11 protein-coding genes are annotated in these 16,149 nt (G+C 57.0%); 2 read left to right on the forward strand and 9 right to left on the reverse strand.

Features of this window, described 5'->3' with window-relative positions:
- The 9 genes from IEN85_RS22050 to IEN85_RS22090 all read right to left on the reverse strand — a co-directional run.
- Nucleotides 1–696: hypothetical protein (locus tag IEN85_RS22050; protein ID WP_191619279.1), on the reverse strand; the 696-nt coding region annotated here is incomplete at its 3' end.
- Between the two features lie 137 nt (nucleotides 697–833).
- Complete coding sequence (locus IEN85_RS22055; RefSeq protein WP_191619280.1) at nucleotides 834–1,127, reverse strand: DUF7677 family protein; 294 nt, start codon at nucleotides 1,125–1,127, stop codon at nucleotides 834–836.
- A gap of 89 nt (nucleotides 1,128–1,216) precedes the next feature.
- On the reverse strand, nucleotides 1,217–2,248 hold the full coding sequence (locus IEN85_RS22060) for a PIN domain-containing protein (RefSeq protein ID WP_191619281.1): 1,032 nt from the start codon (nucleotides 2,246–2,248) through the stop codon (nucleotides 1,217–1,219).
- A gap of 121 nt (nucleotides 2,249–2,369) precedes the next feature.
- Complete coding sequence (locus tag IEN85_RS22065) at nucleotides 2,370–2,765, reverse strand: hypothetical protein (protein ID WP_191619282.1); 396 nt, start codon at nucleotides 2,763–2,765, stop codon at nucleotides 2,370–2,372.
- A 597-nt stretch (nucleotides 2,766–3,362) separates the two neighbouring features.
- Nucleotides 3,363–4,088: an amino acid ABC transporter ATP-binding protein gene (locus IEN85_RS22070; RefSeq protein ID WP_191619283.1), complete on the reverse strand. Its 726-nt coding sequence runs from the start codon at nucleotides 4,086–4,088 to the stop codon at nucleotides 3,363–3,365.
- A complete protein-coding gene (locus IEN85_RS22075) occupies nucleotides 4,081–4,761 on the reverse strand; it encodes an amino acid ABC transporter permease (RefSeq protein ID WP_191619284.1) in 681 nt (226 codons plus the stop codon). The genes IEN85_RS22070 and IEN85_RS22075 overlap by 8 nt, the downstream gene beginning before the upstream one ends.
- Nucleotides 4,761–5,525, reverse strand: a complete 765-nt coding sequence (locus tag IEN85_RS22080; protein WP_191619285.1) for a basic amino acid ABC transporter substrate-binding protein — start codon at nucleotides 5,523–5,525, stop codon at nucleotides 4,761–4,763. Before IEN85_RS22080 ends, IEN85_RS22075 begins: the two co-directional genes overlap by 1 nt.
- A gap of 79 nt (nucleotides 5,526–5,604) precedes the next feature.
- Nucleotides 5,605–6,288 (reverse strand): SDR family oxidoreductase, encoded by a 684-nt coding sequence (locus tag IEN85_RS22085; RefSeq protein ID WP_191619286.1) that lies wholly within the window; start codon nucleotides 6,286–6,288, stop codon nucleotides 5,605–5,607.
- A 953-nt stretch (nucleotides 6,289–7,241) separates the two neighbouring features.
- Nucleotides 7,242–12,872 (reverse strand): S8 family serine peptidase, encoded by a 5,631-nt coding sequence (locus tag IEN85_RS22090; protein WP_191619287.1) that lies wholly within the window; start codon nucleotides 12,870–12,872, stop codon nucleotides 7,242–7,244.
- Nucleotides 12,873–13,257: 385 nt separating this feature from the next.
- Here IEN85_RS22090 and IEN85_RS22095 point away from each other — a divergent pair, with 385 nt between their 5' ends.
- Entirely contained in the window at nucleotides 13,258–15,387 is a 2,130-nt protein-coding gene (locus tag IEN85_RS22095; protein ID WP_191619288.1) for a sensor histidine kinase, read from the forward strand.
- A gap of 79 nt (nucleotides 15,388–15,466) precedes the next feature.
- Nucleotides 15,467–16,102: a response regulator gene (locus IEN85_RS22100; protein WP_191619289.1), complete on the forward strand. Its 636-nt coding sequence runs from the start codon at nucleotides 15,467–15,469 to the stop codon at nucleotides 16,100–16,102.
- Nucleotides 16,103–16,149: the final 47 nt, after the last annotated feature.

Here is a 16,149-nt window from a genome sequence, read left to right on the forward strand (position 1 = left end):
AACTATGTTTCCTTTTAATCGTTCCCTAAACGGACTGAAAGCTTCGATTAGGGATTCAATTTTTTCAGGGTTGTTTTTGTAAATGGTCCTAATGGACTTCTCAATCACGTCCAGATATACGTGTGATGCTAGTTTTAGATGCTCTTCAATCGATTCTTTTAAGTCTGCTTTATGCATCTCATCCTTAGTGTGCTCAAAGAACTCGACATGGAAGTCTTCTAAGGAGATCCGAACTGGAACAAAGGCTCTATTCGGGAACCCTTCTTCCTCGAAGAAATCTACACTATGAGCCCCCAGTTGATTTCTGATACGCCTGATTTGAAGACTTTCTAAGTCTTCTCTCATTTTGGAATAATTTGGATGCTGAAAGAACTTCGCCAAGCTAAGCAGGGCATTTTGCTGCAGGTATACCGCGTTGAGTAGGCCATAAAGTCTCAAATACTTTTCTCCCAACTCGTCATACTTAGTTGGGCCGCTAATGCCAAATTTTAGGAAGTTCTGAATGGCAGCGTTTGAATCCTCCAGAATGTCTTCTGAGGCGAGAATGTAGTTCCAATCACTTTCGTCGTTTAATTTTAGGCACGATCTTACGTGCTTCTTAAAGTCGTTCGTTTCCTTCTTGAAAATCTTCTCGCGAGTGAGATTAACGAACATGTCGTTGATCTTACACAAAAGCTCTGCCCAATCTAAATTCATTCTTCGACGTCAAATCCACACGATGGCGGCTTCAGTTGAGGTTCCATTAGGGTTGAGGTGATTTTGGATACGCTCGTTACAAAAGAGGCGAGCGTTTGCCGACATTGTATGCGATGCTTGGTTGGGATATTCAATCATTAGTGTAGTTCGATCTCCCAATCCTCGTATGGTGGCTCGACTTCGAATTTCGGGTCACAATACGACCGGATGTAATTCGTTGCTCTTTCTTCAGCGTACTTTGCGTTTAGAACCGTTCCTTCTTCGTCGACTTCGAGTACATTCGCGAAGATAGCGTAAGCCATCTCGATCGCACTTGGCTCATCTCCGTAGAGGTCAAGATATTCGATTCCTTCGAGTTTGTAGTGCGTCCCGCTGGATAGGAAGTATGCGAACTTTCTAAGTGCTCCACTGACGCTATGGCTTAGTTTCATCTGTATTCAATTTTCTGCCAACGTGAAAGCCATACGCGTAGTTCAGCGGGGAGCGCTGGCCGGAGTTGTATGGGCTGCCACGTTGTCTTCTACCATAATTCGCTTACCGGTACCAATACTGTGGGTAGATCTAGTTCTACGAACGTAACTCCAATTGCTTTGTTGTTTTTAGGATCGAATGAGATCTTGGCTAGTGCAGATCCCTCAACAGTGCTTGAAATCATGCCGCTATGGGATACAGGTCCTATGGGTTCGCCTTCCGGAGTATACTCAAAATCGCTTTCGTCTTCGTACTCTGCATTGACTGTGAAACCAATCTCCACTTCGAACGAAACTGTGCATTCCTTCTCGGCTAAACCGACGACATAAAGCTCAGAGATAGACACATGATCAAGTGATGGGTCGTTTATCTCACCTTGAACGTACTGGTCGAATTCATATTCTAGATTCCCCAATTGCTCTTCAATCAGTTCGTCGAAAGCGCCCTCGTTCTCGTCAGCCCACTCCTGAATGATACGAACTCGCTCTGATTCGCTTTGATGAACTTGCAGGTAGGCTGCAAGAGAAGGGTAGTAGAGAAGGTTGGTCCGCCTGGAGCAGGCTTTCTCAAAGTCTGAATCGTTGGAAATGACGGCTATGTCGCATGACTGATTCGTGGAGAAGCGATCCAGTATGGCGATAGACAGTGCATCTGGGAATTCTTTGTTTTTCTTTCCTTTTCCGAATGGCGGTATGCCTTGTTCATACCAAGTCATGATCTTGCCAATGTTGATGCCTTCATATCCAATCTTCACATACTTCATTTTGGATAGGAAGTCTTCCATTGACCCGTTTATGAGTTGTCGAATTTTATACGAATGGAAATAACCGGTCGAAGGCCAATTTTCTAAAGATGCAATTAAGGGAAGAGTCTTTTCGATCTTTTCAATAGAGTGAATTATAGTTTCAACTCGTTCTTTTAGGTGACGAGTTCTTTCTCTGAAGATGGGGTCAGGATCAACCAAGGTAAGATCTAGAATAGGCAGAGCGTCCGCAAATGGCTTAACCCTCGGAGAGTCAAAGTTGAAAGCGAACTGATCGAAGATGCTAGTATCGATAAATATGTGCTTTGGGACACTCATTTTTTGACAACGTCGAGCTCAGACGCGGCGGCTCAAGCTAAGGTTAAGGTTACTGGGGTGGTTGGATTTCATGGGTTCGTAATCAAAGTAGCGGGCGTTTGCCGACGTTGTCTGCGTCTTGTTATGCATTTTCCTTTATCTTGAAAGTTGCGATTGAACTGACGACGAGCGAGGAAAATGCCATGACTTTGGTTGCTTCGGCTAATTCATCTCTCAAACGTCCTCCCCAAGAATTAAGCCACACATAGTAAATGGCAGTAGCTACTGAAACCGTAAAAAACAAAGCCACAATTGGGTTCTTAACCCTAATCCAATTGAACGACCAATAAACGCCACCATGCAAGAGTGCAGGTACGGTTAGGATAATGTAGAAAAATGGAGTTGCTATCACTGCTACTGGAATGGCCCTAAAGTCGAATCTATCGATAAACATCAGCCCAAGATCAGTTATTACTGCTGCCAGTGGGATTAATAATGCATGGAATGCCAATGATTTACTGAATAAATTATTTAGCATCAGTAGTATTCTATGTAGTTTTGCGCCACATATCATCACTGATGATATGTGCGGTTTCCAACCGTTAAGCGGGTAGAATATCCGGCTATAGCCGTGGTTATGCGCACTTTTTGGGTCATATGCACTTTTGGGGAATTTGGATATTTTGTTGGAAGCACGGTTTGGCATCTTGTCGGATACCGGATCTGGCACAAGGCTAATTAAGTGGATCTACGGTGCAAATGATTGACTTTGCGCTTAGCCCGTCAACGAAGGGGAAGCCATCGGTTCTAGACCCCGCAGGGAGGCCTATGCAGCCTTTGCGATTCGGTCCCAACGTCAGCTCGCGCTGCCTGCCTTTCGGGGGGATGAAACCTTCGAGGAAAGTCGGGATCGAAGCGACGCGGTGCGGCGACGAGTGCCAACCCTACAATCTTGTTTTACGATGCGGAGCGAGAGGATGCACTTGAGTGGCGGATGGACGCAGCGCCTGGAGTATTTTTTCCTTGGTATTGCAGCCGCGCAGGAGCTTGCGAAATGAGCGCTCGCGGAGCGACTGCCCCAGCTTCGATGACTCGTAAAAGGTTCGATGGTCTGGGACCTCGCGTACCGCGCCGCCTATTTCAGCTCGGAACCGAGGAAGACCTTGGCTCGCTGCGACTGAGGCTGGGCGAGAAACTCGCGGGCGGGGCCTTGCTCCACGATCTTGCCATCGGCCATGAATACCACGCGGTCCGCCACTTCGCGGGCGAAGCCTATCTCGTGCGTCACCACCACCATGGTCATGCCCTCCCGGGCGAGCTGCCTCATGACCGCCAGCACTTCCCCCACCACTTCCGGATCGAGGGCGGAGGTTGGCTCGTCGAAGAGCATGACCTTGGGCTGCATGGCCAAGGCCCGGGCGATGGCCACCCGCTGCTTTTGTCCGCCCGAAAGCCTGCCGGGAAAGGCGTCGGCCTTTTCCGCCAGTCCGACTTGTCGCAAAAGCTTCATCGCAAGCTCGCGGAGCGGAGCCTTCTCTAGCTTGCGCACCTTGGAGGGAGCCAGCATCACGTTCTGCAGCGCCGTGAGATGCGGAAACAGGTTGAAGTGCTGGAACACCATGCCCACTTCGCTGCGCAGCTCACGCCTCTCCTTGGGCAAGGCTTGGTAGGATTTCCCTCGCAGCAACACTTCTCCGCCATCGGGCGTCTCCAGAAGGTTGATACAACGTAGCAGCGTGCTTTTGCCGGAGCCGGAGGGACCGATCAAACAGACCACTTCTCCGCTCGCCACCGAGAAGTCCACTCCCTGCAGCACTTGCAAGTCGCCGAAGCTCTTGCTCAGACCTCGGATCTCAATCATGGATCTTGAACCTTTCCTCCAAGCGGTTGAAGAGGCGCGTCGCCACGAAGGTCAGGGCGAAGTAGAGCAAGGCGATCGCGAAGTAGGTCGGAAAGGCCGCGTAAGTTCGCGAAATGTAGAGTCGCCCTTCCTTCACGATTTCCGTGACCGCGATGGCCGACAGCAGCGAGGTGTCCTTGAGCAGCGTCACGAACTCGTTTCCGAGGGCCGGGATCATGCGCCGCAGGGCTTGCGGCAGGATGACGCATCGCATGGCTTGGAAGTAGCTCAGCCCCAGCGACTCCGCCGCCTCGAGCTGCCCCTTACCTAGGGAGGCGATCCCGGCCCGCAAAATCTCCGCGATGTAGGCGGCGGCGTTGAGGGTGAAAGCGACGGTGCCGGCCACCAGGGGATTGAAAGGAAACGGCTGCTGGAAAATTTGCTGCAGCAGGCTGGGAAAACCGAAGTAGATGAAAAGGATCTGCACCAGCAGGGGCGTACCGCGAAACACGTCGATGTATCCAGAACACAGGACACGCAGCCAACGCCTTTGCGAGATCTTGCCCAGACAGACGAACAAGCCCAAGGACAGGCCCAGGCTCATGGAGAGCACGGCTACCAGCACCGTGTAAATCGCCCCCTTGAGCAAGGCGGGAAAGCTCCCCGCCAAATGCTGGAAAAAGTCCGTCAGCATTACTCGGCGGCATCTCCGAAGTACTGGGCAGAAAGCTGGTCCCAGGTTCCGTCCGCCTTCACCTTGGCAAGGCCGGCGTTCAGCTTGGCCAAGAGCTCCTCCCGCCCTTTGGCCAAGGCAAAGCCGTACTGGTCGCTGGCTAGCGTATCGCCCACGATCTTGATCTTGCCCGGATGCCTCGCCACGAAGGCCTCGGTCACCGGCTTGTCATTGATCACCGCGTCGACGCCCCCGTTCAGCAGCTCCATCATGGCCACCGAGACGTTGGGGAAATACTTCACGCTTCCCACGCTTTTAGCTGCCAGCAGCGCTTCCGCCTTCGCGGCGCCGGTGGTTCCTTGCTGCACCGCAATCCGCAGTCCTTTGAGGTCGTCCACTCCCCTCACCTTCGTCGCCTGAGGTCCAACCGCGACCACCAAGCCCGCCTCGATGTAGGGATCCGTGAAGGCCACTTGCTGCAGGCGCAGCGGCGTGATGGACATGCCAGAGGCCGCGATGTCGATATTCCCGCCCTGCACCGCCGGCACGAGGGAATCGAAATCCATATCGCGAAACTCCAAGGACAAGCCCTGGTCCGCCGCGATGGCTTTGATTAAGTCGATGTCGAAGCCTACGATCTCGCCCGCCTCGTTGGTCATTTCGAAGGGCGGATAAGTCGCCTCCGTCCCCACCAGCAATACCCCATCTTGGCGCCCGCCACCGCAGGCCGACATCAGCAGCGAAACAAGGAGCGTAAGCAGCCCATACAAACAATTCTTAGTCATAATGAAAATCCCTCCGATAGCTCGAAAAGCGCCAAGCCAGCCTGGCGCTCACAATTGCGCTTTCACTCCACAAACGAGATCACGGCGCCGTGAGTTGGCGGCCGTTGCAGGACGCGTCCAACTCGCTGAGAAAAGGCCCTGCCCGCATCGCCCAGTCGCTGGCCTTGCCGTAGCCCCTCGCGCCTTCGCCGAAGCAGCTCCTCAACATTGCAGTGTCGATAATGCCGGGGTTCATCGCCGCCACAGCCACCCCCGCCGGCAGCTCCTGGGCCATCGCTTGGCTGAGCCCCTCGACCGCCCACTTCGTGGCGCAATAGGGAGCCACCTCCGGCGAGGTCGAACGTCCCCAACCGGAGCTCAGGTTCACCATGACCCCGCGCCCCTTGGCGATCATCATGGGCGCGAAGTGGCGTAGCACGTTGGCGACCCCCTTGATATTGACGTCCACCACCTGCGAAAACTCCTTGGCCGGGACTTCCCAGAGCGGAGCGTTCGCATTGATGATACCCGCATTGTTGAGCAGCAGCTCAGGCGTTCCCAAAGTAGCTTCCACCTCGGCGGCGAACAGCCCGACCGCTGCGTCATCCGTGACGTCCACCCGCTCGAAGTGCACCCTGTCACGCGGCTTGCTGTCCACCAGCTCGAGAATCGCGTCCGCGTCTCGGCCGCAGCCACTGACCGCCCACCCATGCTCCAAAAACCAATCCACCAAGGCCCTACCCAAGCCCTTCGTGCATCCCGTAATGCAAATGTGCCTGCTCATGCCGCCACTCTCGCAGTCCTCGTCGCTCGAAGCAACCGAGTAATTGTCGATCTCGAGAGCAACCCCGCACCCAAGAGAGCAACCACAAAGTATTCAATTATCTATTACAAAACGCCATCAAAACGTGTTCCGCCGTGAGTAAGCGCAGGGATGCGACCTGCCCTCCCGCGCTAGAGAAACCATTCCCAAGAGAACGAAGCCGCCACCGAGGGTCCGAATCGTCTTTTTTTGGTTGAACTTCATATCGATCGCGAACGGCGAATGCCGTCTTCCCTGCGCCGTTTCTAAGAAACTGCCCAATACGTTGAGTTTTTGTAGGCCTGGACCTTGGTCCAGACCGCGTCGCGCTGTGGAACGGATCTGCACTGCGGTCTGCAGCAAGCTGCAACCCTACTCAGAAAAGGCTAATGTATTATTGGACTGTTTCGAATTCTGTCTCCTCATTCGTCTTTACAAGCGACCGCGTCGCGCTGTGGAACGGATATATAATCTCCACCATCTACGCCCCTCCGCTAGCGGCCAGCAACTGGATCGAGCCGCCCTACCCGCACAGCTAAGCCCTCGACTTTCCCCGAGTCCCCATGCGTCCCCCAACCTATCATATCAACGTAATGGATACATAGAACCAAAAAACACCCAAGCCTATGAGGCTTACGGGCCTTTTCAGCGCAGCGTGAAAGGTCGCAGTTTTGCCGCCTCGGAGTGACCGAGGCAGCAAGCTGCGGGGAATGTACCCGCTACGATTCAATACATCTTGTAGGAAGCGACCTTGCGTCGCGATCGGAGACCGGTTAATCACGACGCAAGGGCGTTTCCCGCGGAAGTATTGCAGATTGGAAATAGGCAAGGAACTACCATGACACCACACGAGTTCGTTCTCCCACCCGCGCTCGACCACAAGACTTGCCCCTGAACCTCAGCTTACGAACCGGCAAAAGATTCTTCCAAAGAACCTACTCGTCGGCTTGCAAGTAGTAGATCGCCAAACGCACGAAAAGGCCGTCCCGCAATTCCTCTTCCGTCAGCAGCTGCAACAATTGCACGCTGCTTTGACCGTCTCCCTGCGTCAGATCGTACTGGCTACGCAACGGATACCAAGTCGCCAAATCCCGGCTCACCTCCAAAGCAAATCCCGTATCCACCGCCTCCGACTGCAAGGGAAACTCGACGATCACCAACCCGTTCTCGATACGGGGTGTCGGAAAGACCTCCGCGGACAAGGGATCGAAGCCGAAGGCATACTCGGCCAAATTCGGCAGACCGTCTCCTTCCGGATCCCCTCGCAGTCCACGCTCCGCCTCGTCCAGTCCACTCTCCGCAAACACCCGAGTCGACCAATCGTAAAACCCTTCGCCTCCAAACTTGAGAAAACGCAAGCCATCCACCCAAGCCCGGCCTCCCTGGGTGCCCGCCCCATCGCGATTCAACATCTGGATACGAAACTGGAACGACGCTTCCGGAACGAAGAGTTCATAGGGAACCCAGTCGGAAGACGAATAAAGCCCTCTCAGCAACTTGCCCCCACCCGTGATCGACAATTCGTCCACTCCGCTGGGCGAGTCCAATTTCCAATTCATCAAGAACACTCCCGGACCCTTCAAGTCAAAGACCAGCTCGCTCGACTCAAGCGGGCTTAAGCTCCCCACGCTCAGGGATCTACTTCCCACCAGCGACTCCCCTTCATCCAGCTCCCAAAGCGTATCCCCATAACTCCGGAGCCTCGTGCCCGACCACCCCACAGCTCCACCGAAGTCCGCGCTCAAAAGCCGTACTTCTCGCGAAAGGGTTTCGGACACTGCAACATCGTTTTCCACAACCAGATCGTAAACTCCTTCGACCTCGTCGTTCAGCCGCGGAACGACGTAGCGAATCTGGTTACTACCCGTTTTTCCAGTTCTTAGCGTCTGTCCGGCCTTGGACCACCGGTAAGTGAACGGAAGGTTTCCCACCACTTCGGCCGAGAACATATGGGAATCCCCCCAGTAGATCCCTCCAGCGCGAGCCGGGCGGGAAACCACCGGCTCTTCCATCAACCGAAAGCCCGCCAATGCCACCTCCGGATCGCGGAGCTCCCACTCCGAACCTTGGCGCAAACTAATGGAGAGACGATTCGTCCCGCTCTTGCTCAACGGAATAACAACTCGCTGCCAGTCATCGGATTCCAAAATATCAATATGCCGTTGGTTGTTCTCGTAGACTTGCAGCAAGCTATTGGCTCCCATGTCGCTAGCCCGTATCCAAAATTCCAACGCGCGAAGTCCCCCCTGCGCCACCTCGATATCGAATGCCAGCGCGTTCAACGAATCGCGCTCAGCCACTGCGAGCGCCAGAGCGCCCTGTCCTACTGGCGTTTCAATTAGAACGGGCTCCCATTTCTCGCCGCCCAACACCACCCGGCCAAAGTCGAGCCCAAGCGCATCGTAGTAGCCCAGGATAACCGTCACTTCCGCCGCGGCTGAAGCTGCAGAAAATCCTTCTTCGTTTTTTGCGACGCAGTGGTAGAGACCGGCAGTCGCTTCATTCGCTCCGGATATTTGCAGCTGGGCAGACTTTTGCCCTGCCAGAGCGACTCCGTCCTTGAACCATTGATAGGCAAAGGGTCCCGCCCCCACCATCGAAACGCTAAGACTCGCGGCACCTCCCTCCACTACCCGAGTGTCTCGCGGATCCTTAGCAAACACCGGCTCCTCGAGCAACTTTACGTTGTCGAGGTATGCCACCGCCGCCCCCAAAGCACCTGACGCGCTTCCCCTCGCGAACCTCCATTCGACTTGATGGACACCTTCACTCAAGTAGATAGCCCGACGCTTCAGACTCAATTCCTTTTGCTTATCGATAGAATCACTGTAGTAACCGACACGCCTGCCATCAACAATCAGGCCGAGAGACGGAAACCCTACAAGCGAGCGTATCCCAAGATCAAATACCAGCGTTCCCGGACCTGTTACTTCCGCGGTGAGAACGGCCATTTCCCCATCCCCAAGGCTCCGCAAGGCGACCTCACCATTATCCAACACCGTTCCCTGCCATGCGGAGCTGTCTCCAAAATTCAGCGACACCGAATCGTCACCCCATTCGGCAGCCAAAGAGTCGAAAACTCGCACGAGCATATCAGCGCTCTGCGCCGATCCATGGGCGTTGCTGGCGACCACAAAGTATCTCCCCACTGAACTTGGATCTGAACTCGAGACCGGATAGCTACTTTCGACCGCCCCAGGAATCGCTACCCCATCCCGATACCACTGATAGGCAAGCGTCCCCGCTCCCCGCGCCTCCGCGGCCAAAAGGGAGTCCTGACCCTGCTCGAGCGCCAGCGACTCTGACTGCGAGCAAAACGCTGGAGCCGCAGAAAGCCTGCCCTGATCGATCCACACCGTACTCCCAAGCTCCAGCAAGCCTTCGATACTCACCAAATGGCGTCCTTCCGGAACCCATGCGCGCGCCTCGTGCCAATCCGCTCCTGCGCTCAGGCTGGACATCACTTCACCATCGACAAAAAGCCGCACCGTAGACGGGATCGCAGAGGACTCTTCCCTCCAAAAGGCATAAAAGTTGGTGGGCCCCTCAATCTCCGCCCAAAGCGAAACGGGCGTGCCAAAAAAGCTGCGGCCCCCTCCTGACTCCAAAGCGTCCATTCCATCGCGCGCCACCTCCTCCTGAGCGAAGAAGTAACCCGCGCCTTCGACGTTCCACTCCAACTCCGGCAAGTCGATCGCCTCGCCCAGATCGCCCAGCGCGAGCACCTCCGCCTCCGCGCTCAAGGCCGTCCCAAAGGCATTCTGCGCCTGCAGGCGATAGACGCCACCGTCCGATTCCACGACCGCTTCCCGACTTAAAACTCGATCCACTTCTCCCGGAACCGCAACGCTGTCCTTGAACCACTGATACGTAAACGGAAACGATCCCTCCACCGCGGCAGACAAAAACAGCGTGTCACCATTTTTCCAGTACCCTGATTGCGGTTGCTTGACAAAGCGCGGAGCGAGACTCAACTCCCTGACCTCCAGAGTCGCGACATTGGTTTCAACCGCTACCGGAGTGGACGCGTTACTCACCCTCGCAAAGTACTCGCCGGCATCCGCAACGCCCACCACAGCGATCGTCAACCGAGGAGAGTCCGCCCCAGCAAGCGCCACGTCGTCCTTGTACCATTCAACCGAATACGGAAGCGACCCTTCCAGTTCGACCTCAAACACCACGCGTTCGCCTGCCGACACACTAGCGTTTTCAGGCTGCGACAAAATTCGAACTGGGATATCAGCGATCTCGATGCGAGCTCCGCGACTCGTGACATCGCCAAAAGGATTGGACACTATCACCGTATAGATCCCCGCATCCTCGGAGGAGACAGAGAAAAACGCCAGGCTTCCCGAGACTGCGCCCTCTAGGGCCACCCCGTCCTTAAACCACTGGTATTCGAGCTCGCCGCCCAGAGCCTCCACCGAGAGCTGGTAGCTGGCCCCGGTTCCGACGACCCCTCCTACCGGCTCCTGCAAGATGAGCGGGGCCCCCTCCTCCAAGGACCCAATCTCGATCTCGTCCAAAAACAAGGCATCCTGCCCCGAACTCGTCGATCGATCCTTGCAATACTGCCACTCGAGGCGGTAACGGCGTGGCTCCGTCAAGGAAACCGAATGTTGAACCCACTCACCATTTTCCCGCAAACTCGCATTCTCCGCTCCATCCACCCAGAAGCTGCCGTAGTCCCAGTAACGCTCCGCCGAAAGCCGCCAACTGAAAGACACCCGGGCCGGGCCCATCACTTCTGTGAAGACCGAAGACTGCCCGTCATCGCCTATCTCGCCCGAGCGAATACAGTCCGCTCCCAAAACTGAATCGAAAGCGTAGCGATTCCACTTCGCATCTCCATAGCTGTAAACTTCCAAGAATGGAGCATCCACTGCCTCGGCCAAGCCTTCGTCCACCTCCAATACCTGCAATTGCACACGGCCTCTCGCCTCGCCATCCTGGTTGCGCGCCACCACCGAATACACACCAGCATCTGCCGCTTGCAGGTTCGTCAGACCCAAGCGGGACTCCTGCTGCCCGGCCAACTTGACTCCCTCACGAAACCACTCGTAGCTCACCGGAAACTCGCTCTCCACCAAGACAGAAGCCTCCCAGTCGCTTCCCTCAGTTTGATAGGCAAAACGCGGAAGGCGCTCAACAAACACCGGAGGCTGCGGAGCCGTCGCCAACTGCAGCGAGCCCGCTAGATTCGCCATCACGCCAAAACCCACCCGATCCTCAAGGGTCGCCAAACGCTTCCCTCCGTAGAACAAGCGCCTCAATTGCTCATCTAATCCACTTTCTGGATACTCAACCAAGAGCAATGCAAGAACTCCACTCACATGCGGGGTCGCCATAGAGGTCCCGCTGATTTTTCGGTAAGCATCCTCTCCGCCAATCCATGAGGACAAAATATCCGTTCCCGGCGCCGCTAGGTCCACCGAATCCAGACCGTAGTTGGAAAACGCCGACAGATCCCCTCGACGGTCGACCGATGCGACCGACACCACATTGTCCAAATCGTAGCTCGCTGGGTAAACAGCAGCCTGGTCGTTGTCCGAGGCGGCATTTCCTGCAGCTGCCACAAAGGCGACCCCATTTTCCTCAGCCACCGCGATCGCATCGCGCAAGGCTTGCGAATAGCCCGCGCCACCCCAGCTATTGCTCAACAGGTCCGCTCCCATCGCGAGGGCATACTCGATACAAACGATCGCGTCCGATGTTTTACCGCCTCCATTCGAAGACAAAAACTTCAGCCCCATCAGCTGCACATCCCAAGCCACACCGACGATCCCTTCCCCATTGTCCCCTTGGGCGCCCAGCGTACCCGAGCAGTGCGTTCCGTGCCCGTTGTCGTCGAACGGGTCGCCCGTCCCCGCAACCGCGTTGATTCCGTAAACGTCGTCAATCCACCCGTTTGCGTCGTCGTCGATCCCGTTACCCGGAATTTCCAAGGCATTGACCCAAAGATTGGATACAAGGTCCCGATGCAAATAGTTGATTCCCGTGTCGATCACCGCCACCACCACTTCGCTCGCATCGGAGCGCAAAGCCCAACCTTCGGGAGCGTCGATATCGACATCTGCCACCCCTTCCTCTTGGCCCTCGTTGCGAAGCCCCCATAAACTTCCGTCCGCAAAGCTGGGATCGCTTGGATCCACCATGGCATGGACCATGTAGTCAGGTTCCAAATACACGAGATCCTCTGCCATCGCTGATTGCCGAGCGACCCTCAATCCTTCAGGCACGTCATCCAATCCCCCAGAAGGCAGCAGTATCTCGAAAACGTTTCCACCTATCAATCGACGCCCCAAGACCATGCCCAAGCCAGCAAGCTGCCGCTGCAGCTCACTTGCTTCCAACCCGTCCTCGAAACGCCCGATCAAACGGTCGGCCGCCATCTCTACGCGATCAAGCACCTGGACCTCTCCCGTAGCGGGATCCCTCGAGACCGTTTGCTCGACCCGCACCGGATACGCCAGTCCCGGCACCGCGTACAATTGCTCCAGCAGCTCAAGCCCTTCGTCACCGCGAGGCGAAACGCGCTCCTCCAAAAGCGCGGCTGCTTCTCCCAAAAACGAGGGACTCGCCAATCCCTTAGCCGGCGCGTCCCGCGCGCCTCCGATTGCAATAGGTTCGGAGTAGACAGCCGCCGGAACATCCGGAACAGGCTCTACGACGCTCGAGGAGGGCTGGCTCTTCGGCCAAAAAAAGAACGCCAGCCCGAGCAGCGAAAAAGCGCCCAGGAACCCTCGAACTTTCCACCTACCCCTCACCTCACTTCCTCCATCTTCAGTCAATCGACATTGCCTCCGCAAAGCCCGGAGTCAAATCCACAGCCAACCCGCTCCGCCCATCCGCAATCCACATTCAAGCCCTCATCCCCCGAGGTCGAAAGATCTCGTTTTCGACAAAACTCGCTCTCGCCATGAGGCCGGCTCCCTCACAAGGTCTCCCGCGATGGCTACCCAGCGTCACCGTTCCCTTCCTGATCGCCCCATCAGGCCCCGTTCTAAAGCGGGGTTTCGCGTCCTAGCCTCCAGCCTCGCCCTCGCGACCATCGCTCCCGTTGTCGGCCAAACACCCCCTCAAACCGCCCCCCTGCAGTCCGCCTTCGAGGTGCGCGCCCTCTCTGTCGAGCAAGCCTCCCAGGCCTTGCCCGTTGAAATCGAAGGAGTGGTCCTCGGGCGGGTCGAGCCCTACCACCAGGCCTTCGTCCTCGTCGACGACCGCGGAGACAGCCTCTACGCCGTCGACCTCCAGCCCCCCATCGCTCCCGTCAAAGCCGGCCAACGCGTTCGGGTCCGCGGGAGCACCGACCCCGGTGGCTACGCTCCTTTCCTGTCAATCGAATCGGTCGACCAGCTCGGCGAGGGCGAACTCCCAGCCCCCCTTCCCGTCACCCTTTCGGACCTGAGCGCCGGCGGTCTCGACTCCCGCTGGGTAGAAACCTACGGCATCGTGCGCAGCTGCCGCGTCGCCGACCACGACAGCCTGCCCGACGGAAAATCCTCTCTCATCGAACTGGCCTACGGCAAGGAGCGCATCAGCGTGCAAGCCCAGTTCGCCACCGACCCCGAGAGCCTTATCGACGCCCAAATCCGCTTCCGCGCCATCTGCGTCAACCAGCACAACCGCAACCGCCAATTCATCCAGCCCGCCCTTCTCATTCCCGCAGAGGGAGAGATCACCATCGAGTCCCGCCCGGAAACTCCCCCTTTCCAAAGCGAACCAGCCGCCATCAGCTCCCTGCTCGAATTCTATCCCAACATCGACTACCATCATCGCGTCCATATCCAAGGCGCCCTCCTGCACGCCATCCCCGGCGAGTCCCTCTGGATCCGCGACCGCACCCGCGCCATCCGAGTCGCTACCGAGCAACTGCCGGCGCCACCACCCCACAGCCAACTCAGCATAGCGGGCTTCCTGGCGAGCGACGCCTACTCGCCTGCCTTGGAAGACGCAGAATTTCGTATCCAGGGAGCAAGCACAGCCGCTGAGCCACGCATCCTCGAGCGCTACGCCGACGCCTTCGAGCACGACGCCGACCTCGTCCGCTTCAGAGGCATCCTCACCGACAAGCGCCCGCAACCCGACGGCGTTGCCCTTCGCTTCGAATGGCAGGACTCCCAGAACAACGTCACCGCCGCCACCCTCATTAGCGGAGAGATATCGCCGTCTTCGTTGCCCGCCGTCGGTTCCCTGCTCAACGTCACCGGCATCTGCTCCGTCGTACCGTACCAGACCGACAACATCAGCGGCAGCCTCACTCCTCAGAGCTTCGAGCTCCTTATCCGCTCCGCCTCCGACCTGCAGGTCCTGCAAGCCCCGCCCTTCTGGGATCGGGAAACCGTCGTCTGGCTGCTACTGGCCTTGCTGTCCCTCGCGACCCTTGCCGCTCTCGCAATCTACCTCGCCGCCCAGCGCCGCCTCAAAGAGCAAGCCCGCCAGCGCGAAATGGCTGAAGCGGAGTTCACCGCCATCCTCCGGGAACGCAACCGCCTCGCCCGCGAGATCCACGACACCTTGTCGCAAGGGCTGGGAGCCACCTCCGTCCAGCTGGAGCTCGCCAAGAACCGTTGCCCCGAGGGCGACGAAGCCTTGCTCAAGCACCTCGACAACGCCCACCAAATCGTGCGCACCTCCCTCGGCGAAGCCCGCACTTCCATCTGGAACATGCGCTCCCAGATCCTAGAAAAGTTCGACCTTCCCGAGGCCCTTACCGCCATCCTGCACCAGCTCACGGAACAAGCCGGCGTCGCCGCCAAGGTTAAGGTCGACGGTCCCCGCCGACGCCTCTCCACCGCAGTGGAAAACAACCTCCTACGCATCGGGCAGGAAGCCATCACCAATGCCACCAAGTACGCGTCGGCCAAACAGGTGCGCCTCGACATCGCTTTCACGAGCAACGAGATCAACATCGCCATCGCCGACGACGGCATCGGATTCGATCCCGCCTCCAGCCACGCCAAGTCCAACAGCTTCGGCCTGGTCGGCATGAAAGAGCGAGCCGACCACATCGGAGCCTCCCTGCGCATTGACAGCGCCCCGGGCACCGGAACCCGCATTTCCGTCCGCTTCGCTGGTTGAATCCACTTTCACCCCATCGGGTGACGTGCCAATATTCCGCCAAACTGCTATACTGGCCCCCTTTTCCACCGCTGCAGCCATGTCCGAGAACTCGAAAATCCGCGTAATGCTCGTAGACGACCACCCGTCTATGCTCATGGGCATGGTCTCCATCGTGGAGAGCCAGCCGGACATGGAAGTCGCCGGCAAAGCCGAAAGCGGCGAGGCTGCCCTCGAGCTCTTTAAGGTCACTCGCCCAGACGTCATTCTCATGGACCTTCGCATGCCGGGCAACATGAGCGGCGTGGAGGCGATCATGTCGATCTGCCGCATCGACTCCTCCGCCAAAGTCATCGTTTTCTCCACCTTCGACTGCGACGAGGATATCCATCTTGCCCTGCAATCCGGGGCCAAGTCCTACCTGCTCAAAGACATGTCGATCGCGGAAATCTGCGGAGCCATCCGCCGCGTGCAAGCCGGCGAGCAAGTCCTGCCAGAGTTCATCGCCAATCGCCTGAGCGAAAGCTCGCCCCGCCAAGCCCTCACCGAGCGCGAGCGCGAAGTCCTCGAAGCCCTGCTCAAAGGGCGCAGCAACAAGGAGATCGCCCACTCGCTCTACATCTCCATCGACACCGTAAAGACACACCTCAAAACCCTCTTCGCCAAACTCGAAGTCCAAGACCGCACCGAAGCCGCCGTCACCGCCATCCGCCGCGGCATCGTGCACCTCGATTAAGCGTGGGAAGCGGCCTCGCGCCGCGATTTTCCTCAGCTTCATTACCC

Origin of the sequence: Pelagicoccus enzymogenes (assembly GCF_014803405.1) — a bacterium.
GTDB classification, from domain to species: Bacteria; Verrucomicrobiota; Verrucomicrobiia; order Opitutales; family Opitutaceae; genus Pelagicoccus; species Pelagicoccus enzymogenes.

Excerpts from the sequence above, each read along its gene's own strand:
- IEN85_RS22055 (WP_191619280.1), bottom strand. The coding sequence starts at position 1,127 with ATGAAACTAAGCCATAGCGTCAGTGGAGCACTTAGAAAGTTCGCATAC.
- IEN85_RS22060 (WP_191619281.1), bottom strand. The coding sequence starts at position 2,248 with ATGAGTGTCCCAAAGCACATATTTATCGATACTAGCATCTTCGATCAG.
- IEN85_RS22065 (WP_191619282.1), bottom strand. The coding sequence starts at position 2,765 with ATGCTAAATAATTTATTCAGTAAATCATTGGCATTCCATGCATTATTA.
- IEN85_RS22070 (WP_191619283.1), bottom strand. The coding sequence starts at position 4,088 with ATGATTGAGATCCGAGGTCTGAGCAAGAGCTTCGGCGACTTGCAAGTG.
- IEN85_RS22075 (WP_191619284.1), bottom strand. The coding sequence starts at position 4,761 with ATGCTGACGGACTTTTTCCAGCATTTGGCGGGGAGCTTTCCCGCCTTG.
- IEN85_RS22080 (WP_191619285.1), bottom strand. The coding sequence starts at position 5,525 with ATGACTAAGAATTGTTTGTATGGGCTGCTTACGCTCCTTGTTTCGCTG.
- IEN85_RS22085 (WP_191619286.1), bottom strand. The coding sequence starts at position 6,288 with ATGAGCAGGCACATTTGCATTACGGGATGCACGAAGGGCTTGGGTAGG.
- IEN85_RS22095 (WP_191619288.1), top strand. The coding sequence starts at position 13,258 with ATGGCTACCCAGCGTCACCGTTCCCTTCCTGATCGCCCCATCAGGCCC.
- IEN85_RS22100 (WP_191619289.1), top strand. The coding sequence starts at position 15,467 with ATGTCCGAGAACTCGAAAATCCGCGTAATGCTCGTAGACGACCACCCG.